The organism is Hassallia byssoidea VB512170, assembly GCF_000817785.2.
Classification (GTDB): Bacteria; Cyanobacteriota; Cyanobacteriia; order Cyanobacteriales; family Nostocaceae; genus Hassallia; species Hassallia carrinoi.
The window spans coordinates 49,037-55,428 of record NZ_JTCM02000037.1 but is presented as its reverse complement, the minus strand read 5'-3'; the positions used below and the strand labels follow the sequence as shown (position 1 = coordinate 55,428).

Below are 6,392 nucleotides of genomic sequence, written 5' to 3'. Positions count from 1 at the left end.
TTCAATAAACGACTGCCCAAATTCAATAAACGACTGCCCAAATTCAATAAACGACTGCCCAAATTCAATAAACGACTGCCCAAATTCAATAAACGACAGGATCTTGGTGTTGGATTACCCAAATATGAGGATAAATGGGAGATTTGGTTAGATATTAAGTTACAGTTACTTACCCTCAACCTACAAATTTTTTTTGCAACATTTTAGGCAAGTCACGCTACTACATTTGATGTTTTTTAATGTTGAACTACTTAACTCCCAACTCCTAACTCCTAACTCCTAACTCCTAACTCTTAACTTAATTAAGCTTCCCCCCCAACCACCACATCACGTATTCTTAAACTTGGTCCACCACAACCGACAGGTAAACCATCTTGTCCGCCTTTACCACAACCACCGGACTCATCCCAGTAAAAGTCATCACCGATCGCTTCTATATCTGCTAAAGTTTGAAAAACATTACCCGAAAGCGTCACATCCCGCACCGGTTCGGCAATTTTGCCATTTCTAATCATCCACGCTTCCCCAGCGCTAAAGGTGAACATTTCCCCGTTTGTCATTCCCCCCAGCCAATTACGGGCGTACACTCCCTCTTTGATATCAGTAAATAAATCTTCTACTGGCGTTTTACCCCTTTCAATCCAGGTATTCGTCATCCGCACAATTGGCGAAAAGTGATAATTGAGACAACGGGCATTACCTGTAGGCGCTTCGTCTAATTTGCCGGCGGTTTCGCGAGAATGCAAACGTCCCACCAAAACGCCATCTTTAATCAGTTGGGTAGTAGTAGCAGGTGTGCCTTCGTCATCGTAAAAATAACTACCGCGATGTCCCTGAGGTGCAGCACCATCAAAAATTTGCAACTCTTTTGCACCAAACCGCCGACCAATAGTCATTACTTCCAGCAAATCTGGATTTTCGTAAGCCATATCTGCCTCAGAAAGATGTCCAAAGGCTTCGTGGACAAATAACCCGGTGAGAATCGGGTCAATCACCACGGTGTAAGTATTACCTTTGACTGATGGCAGAGATAAAGCAGCTACTGCCCTTTGAGCGGCACTCTTGACTTGTTCATCCAAATGTGTTAAATCTTCATAAGCTTTACGAGAGCCGGTGGTTTCCCTACCAGTTTGCACAGTTTCGCCGTCTTTAGCGGTAGCGGCAAAGCGCATTTCCATATCCACCCAAGATTGCTCAATTAAAGTGCCTTCGGAAGTGGCAAGGATGATTCTTTGGGAACTGTCACCATAGCTAACTGAAGTCGTGGTGATGCGATGGTCAGCGCTTTTGAGTAAATCGGTGTAGCGATCGCACAATTGTTTTTTCTCCACCAGGGAAATTTTTCGCGGGTCAGTACCTGTAAGCGGTAAAGTGCATATCGCTTGTACTGCATCAATCGGGGCAAGTATAGTTTCTTCATCACCAACCATCCGCGCTGCGGCGATCGCTTCTTCTATGCGGTCTTTAATTGTCGCTAACTGGTTAAAACTACTTAAACCCCAGCCACCTTTATAACAAGCGCGAATTTGTCCGCCAATTGAAATACCAACGCTTAGGGTTTCTACTTTATCGCCACGTAACAAAATATCAGTATCTTCTGCTTCTTCCAGGCGAATCATGAGATAATCTACTCTAGATGAGTAACGGGCAATCAAGTCAGAAAGCAAATTTTGGGCATCGGTAAGTTGGGAATGCATAATATCGGTTTTGTTTAACGATCTATTTACAGATATTCAAATAGTGGATGATTTTTAGACTTATATACGCATTATCCTAGCGACAAGCCGCTCAAGCACGCGATATAAATCATCAAAGCCGACTTTAGCCGTGTCTAACAACGAACCTCCCGAACACTTACACCTCCTTTCCAGCTTTGAGGCAGGATGGGAAGGCTTGAACCTCCTCTATGAAATAGAACCTGCTGACGAAATGCCGGAAATTTACATGGGTCAGCACTTTATTGTTATTGCTCTTGATAATTTTCGTGCCAGCTATATGTTAAACGAAAGTTGGCAGCAAGTGGATTATGCCAAGGGTGATATTGCCATTATCCCGGCTTCGCAACCTTTCCCCAGGACACAGATTGATCGGGAAGTTCCATTAGTTGAACTATTTCTTGAACCTGCAATTTTTAACCGTGTTGCTTGTGAATCTGTGGATGCAGATAATATCGAAATTGTACCGCAGTGGCACATACGCGACCCCTTAATTCAGCATATGGGATTGGCATTAAAAGCTGAGTTAGAAGCATCCGGCGCTGACAGTCGGCTTTATGTAGAATCGATGGCAACTGCGCTCTCAGTGCATTTATTGAGGCGATATTCTGCACGCCAACAGCAGATTAAAAACTATACAGGTGGTTTACCCAAGTATAGATTAAGGGAAGCTGTAAATTACATCAATGAACATTTAGACCACAATTTAACTTTAGCTGAGGTTGCGGCTTCAGTGCAGATGAGTCCGCATTATTTTGCTAGTTTATTCAAGCAATCTACAGGTTTGACACCGCATCAATATGTGATGAAATGCCGAATAGATAAAGCAAAGCAATTATTGCATATACGGGAATTGACACTTGTAGAAATCTGTCACCAAGTCGGCTTTCAAAGTCAAAGTCATTTTACCAGAGTGTTTCGCGAACATACCAAAACAACACCAAAGGTATATCGAGACGCATTGTAAAAAAAGTCAAAAGTCAAAAGTCAAAAGTCAAAAGAACTTTACTTTTCCCCTTTCCCCTTTTCCCAATCATAGGCAGATGCTCCAATGAGTGGAAACCCCAAGACCCAACGGGAGAGCCAGTCCCCCATCGATCAGGGAGACCGCGCCCGTCGGGGGCTGGTCTCACCGCACTGCCTCCCCTTTCCCCCTTCCCCAAAGATGAAGGGATGGAGTTTCAATATAAGTGAAGATTAAGACATTTTTCGTTATATTAGGCAAGACAGCAACACAAAGCGATCGCTAAATTAAGTACCAATCAGCAGTAAAGTACAAGTAAGAATGTATGAAAGGTACTATCGCTTTTCAAGGTTGGAATATCGTTGGTTTTTCAACGCTGACGATTGGTGCTATGGTTGCTGTCATCTGGTTATTTCATGGCATTGATGAGCAAGCAATGCGGATGGCAATCAGGGCTACTGCTCGTACTTCGTGTATCCTGTTTCTTGGTGCTTTCGTCGCATCCGCACTTCGGCGAATTTGGTCAAATTCTTTCACGGCATGGCTTTTAAAGAATCGCCGTTATTTAGGCATATCGATGGCAGTGTCGCATACTTATCATGCGATCGCTTGGACTGGATTATGGTTTGCTACTTCTGGAGTAACTCCCAAATTTGATCCAGGTGGCACTTTAGGTTATTTACTCCTAATTGCCATGACCATAACATCCTTTGAACGTCCGGCTGCTTGGATCGGTCAACGTGCTTGGAAAATTTTGCACACTATAGGAATGCACTTTTTCTGGTTAGCTTTTACGCTAGAATTCAGCCTGAGAATTCAAAAGTCAATGTTGATTTATTTACCTTTAGTTATTTTATTAGTGTTAGCAATAATGCTTCGCTTAGTTGCCCCAAGAATGCAAAGGAAATTCGCCAGCTAGTTGTAAGGAACTGTTAGCCTAGACTTCAAATAAGAGAGGAGGCTAAATATGAGTCTAGATCATAAGCAGGAGTACATCTGACTTTTGAATCCATTCTTCCTGCCTTTGCCCTGGTGCAGCAGCATGATTCAATCCCATCAATACTTATGTGCGTGGCTCAATCGTAAGCTGTGCCAAAATATATAAATTTAATATAGCCCCAAGTCGCTTTATGTCGAGAAAAACTGAAGACTTATTTAATAGATATGCTGCTGGGGAAAGAAACTTTTCTGGCATCAGTTTGGATGGAATTGACTTGTGTGGAGTTGATTTGAGTGGGGCTGACTTGAGCAATTCTGGGTTAGGTGAAGCATATTTAGAAGAGGCTAATTTAGAAGGAGCCAATCTCCGCAATGCCCATTTGGGGCAAGCTTGTTTAGTTAAGGCTAATCTCAGAAATGCTGATTTGAGTGGAGCTAATTTGGGATTTTCTTACCTATCTAGAACTGACTTGACGAATGCCAAGTTAGTTAATGCTTACTTGAGTGCTGCTGACATGATTGGGACAAATCTAACTCGATCTGACCTGACTGGAGCAGACTTGGAAGGTGCATACATGGAGCGCTGTGTCTACAGCAATACCATCATGCCTGATGGCACTATACGTAACAGTTAGAGTTGTATTTTAGCAGTATCAGCTATTGACTAAATACCAATAACACTATCTGAAATAAACCGACGATAAAACCTAAAACACCGCCTAAAGTAACGATCGCCTGCAATTCATTTTTGACTATTCCCTCAATTGCAGCTTCTAAATCAGCGGGTGATGTTGACTTTACGCGATCGACAATCACTTGATCTATTGACAAAATGGGTATCGTCTGAGCCACAATCTTTTCTAAATCTTTTTCTAAATACTTATCTAAAATTAGCGCTAGTTCTTCACTCACCATATCCAACGAAGAACTAACAACCGGAGAAGTACTAAGACGATTTAGCAATAATGAAGCAATATTTTCCCAGTCAACGGAATCAGTTAATCCTTGTAGTAAATCACTGCCGCTATTTTGCAGGTAATGACGCACACTTTCGCGGGTAGTCTTTCGCAATTGGCGCACCGTCCCCATTGGCAAGTTTTGTAAAGATATATTTTGCAGGATTTTTCTGAGGCGATCGCGCATTTGCAATTCTTGAATTAATTCTTGTATGCGTTGATTTGTCACCTCTTTTTCATCTAAGCAAAATGTCCGCAATCGAGTTAAAGTATTGCGTAAACCAAACAAATTCGCCACTACCCAATAAGTACCGCTGGTTTTTTCGCGAAAGCTTTCATCAATAATTTGAATCGTGCGATCGGTCAAAAAATCAATAATTATTTGGCGGATTGCATCTGGCGGTAAAACTACTTGTAATAACCAATCCGCAAGCCGAGTAGATTGTTCTTCGCTCAGTTGAAATTCCAGTAAGATTTGGTCAAAAATTTGATTTATTTGCGTTTCTAAAAAGTCTTCTTGTCGCGCCAAAACCTTCAGCAGACGTGGCAAAGATTCTCCTAACAAATCGCGCAAAATTCCCGCGACAATCTTCGTACTTTTATGTTGTTTATCGCCTTGAATTTGCTCGATCGCCATTTGCAACAACCAAAGAATCCCTGATTGCACCCGGTCCGTTTGCAACAGACGCCGCGCCAGCTTTTGCAATTCTTCGGGTGTCAGCAACGACCCCATAATTGTATTGGAAATGTTCTTCGCAAGGCGTTCTTGATTGCGAGGAATTAATCCAGGGGTGAACGGAACCCTTTTTGTACCAATGTAAAGTGCCCGGTAGGGACGAAATAACATTTTGATGGCTATATCATTCGTGAAATAGCCAATAATTCCACCCACTACCGGGGGAGACACGTAAAGCCAGAGATGAGACCAATCCACAGAATTTCGGACGTACCAATTTTGGATTTTGGATTTTGGATTTTGGATTTTAGATGAGATGTTGATTTGTGGATTCAAGAATAAGATGGTTTTTACCAGTAGACTTCAATCCAAAATCTCAAATCTCAAATCTAAAATTTGCTGACTACCAGCATTCCCATCATACCGTTCGCGATGGGGTAGTGTGTGGCAGTTGCATAACCAACTTGACGAGCTAGCTCTACTTGCTCTGTGCCCACGGGAAAACGATCTAAGCTGGGACTGATGTAAGCGTATTCTTCCTTAACACCCAAATAGTCTGCTAACGGGACAACGAGATTATCTAAATAAAACTGCTGAAAAGCGCGGATTTGCGAATTGCTTGGACGATGAAAGTCTAAAATTGCGGCTTTTGCGCTCGGTTGCAAGACGCGGTGTAATTCTTTCAGGCAGCGTTGAATATCTGTAACATTTCTTAAACCATAACCCATTGTCGCAGCGGCAAAAGAATTGTCCTCAAAGGGTAAATTTAGCACGTCTGCTTCTACCCAGGTGATAGGCGGTTGGGGATATTGCGCTCTAGAGCGTTGTCTGGCACTTAACAGCAGGTTGGGGGAAAAGTCCACTCCGTAAACTCTTCCCTTGACACCCACACGTCGCGCTAAACGCAAAGCTAAATCACCACTTCCACAACATAAATCTAGGCAAGTATCACCAGGTTTGGCTTCGCTCCATTTTACTGCCATTTCCTTCCAGATGCGGTGTTGTCCCAGACTTAACCAATCGTTTAACTGATCGTAAACAGGCGCAATGCGGTCAAAAATGGCGCGAACATCTATATTATTCTTGCTTTGGTTCATATTCGGACTTTAATTTGAATTTTGAGCGTTATATCAAAAAGCGAA

Annotated in this window: 6 protein-coding genes; 3 read left to right on the top strand and 3 right to left on the bottom strand. The window is 42.5% G+C overall.

What is annotated here, in order from left to right; all coding sequences use genetic code 11:
- Positions 1–302: 302 nt before the first annotated feature.
- Complete coding sequence (locus tag PI95_RS17290; RefSeq protein ID WP_039740136.1) at positions 303–1,697, bottom strand: TldD/PmbA family protein; 1,395 nt, start codon at positions 1,695–1,697, stop codon at positions 303–305.
- A 130-nt stretch (positions 1,698–1,827) separates the two neighbouring features.
- On the opposite strand from PI95_RS17290, the gene PI95_RS37190 reads away from it, so the two are divergent.
- The 3 genes from PI95_RS37190 (at position 1,828) to PI95_RS17275 (ending at position 4,253) form a co-directional block, all read left to right on the top strand.
- Positions 1,828–2,682, top strand: coding sequence for an AraC family transcriptional regulator (locus PI95_RS37190; protein ID WP_039740138.1), 855 nt, complete (start codon positions 1,828–1,830; stop codon positions 2,680–2,682).
- A gap of 322 nt (positions 2,683–3,004) precedes the next feature.
- Positions 3,005–3,598 (top strand): hypothetical protein, encoded by a 594-nt coding sequence (locus tag PI95_RS17280; protein ID WP_039740139.1) that lies wholly within the window; start codon positions 3,005–3,007, stop codon positions 3,596–3,598.
- 211 nt (positions 3,599–3,809) lie between these two features.
- Positions 3,810–4,253 (top strand): pentapeptide repeat-containing protein, encoded by a 444-nt coding sequence (locus tag PI95_RS17275; protein WP_039740142.1) that lies wholly within the window; start codon positions 3,810–3,812, stop codon positions 4,251–4,253.
- Between the two features lie 22 nt (positions 4,254–4,275).
- Here the strand turns inward: PI95_RS17275 and PI95_RS17270 are convergent, their stop codons facing one another.
- Both PI95_RS17270 and ubiE read right to left on the bottom strand, forming a co-directional pair.
- Positions 4,276–5,508, bottom strand: coding sequence for a DUF445 family protein (locus PI95_RS17270; RefSeq protein WP_039740700.1), 1,233 nt, complete (start codon positions 5,506–5,508; stop codon positions 4,276–4,278).
- Positions 5,509–5,639: 131 nt separating this feature from the next.
- Positions 5,640–6,347, bottom strand: a complete 708-nt coding sequence (ubiE, locus tag PI95_RS17265) for a bifunctional demethylmenaquinone methyltransferase/2-methoxy-6-polyprenyl-1,4-benzoquinol methylase UbiE (protein ID WP_039740145.1) — start codon at positions 6,345–6,347, stop codon at positions 5,640–5,642.
- Positions 6,348–6,392 lie beyond the last annotated feature (45 nt).

Excerpts from the sequence above, each read along its gene's own strand:
- PI95_RS17290 (WP_039740136.1), bottom strand. The coding sequence starts at position 1,697 with ATGCATTCCCAACTTACCGATGCCCAAAATTTGCTTTCTGACTTGATT.
- PI95_RS17280 (WP_039740139.1), top strand. The coding sequence starts at position 3,005 with ATGAAAGGTACTATCGCTTTTCAAGGTTGGAATATCGTTGGTTTTTCA.
- PI95_RS17275 (WP_039740142.1), top strand. The coding sequence starts at position 3,810 with ATGTCGAGAAAAACTGAAGACTTATTTAATAGATATGCTGCTGGGGAA.
- ubiE (WP_039740145.1), bottom strand. The coding sequence starts at position 6,347 with ATGAACCAAAGCAAGAATAATATAGATGTTCGCGCCATTTTTGACCGC.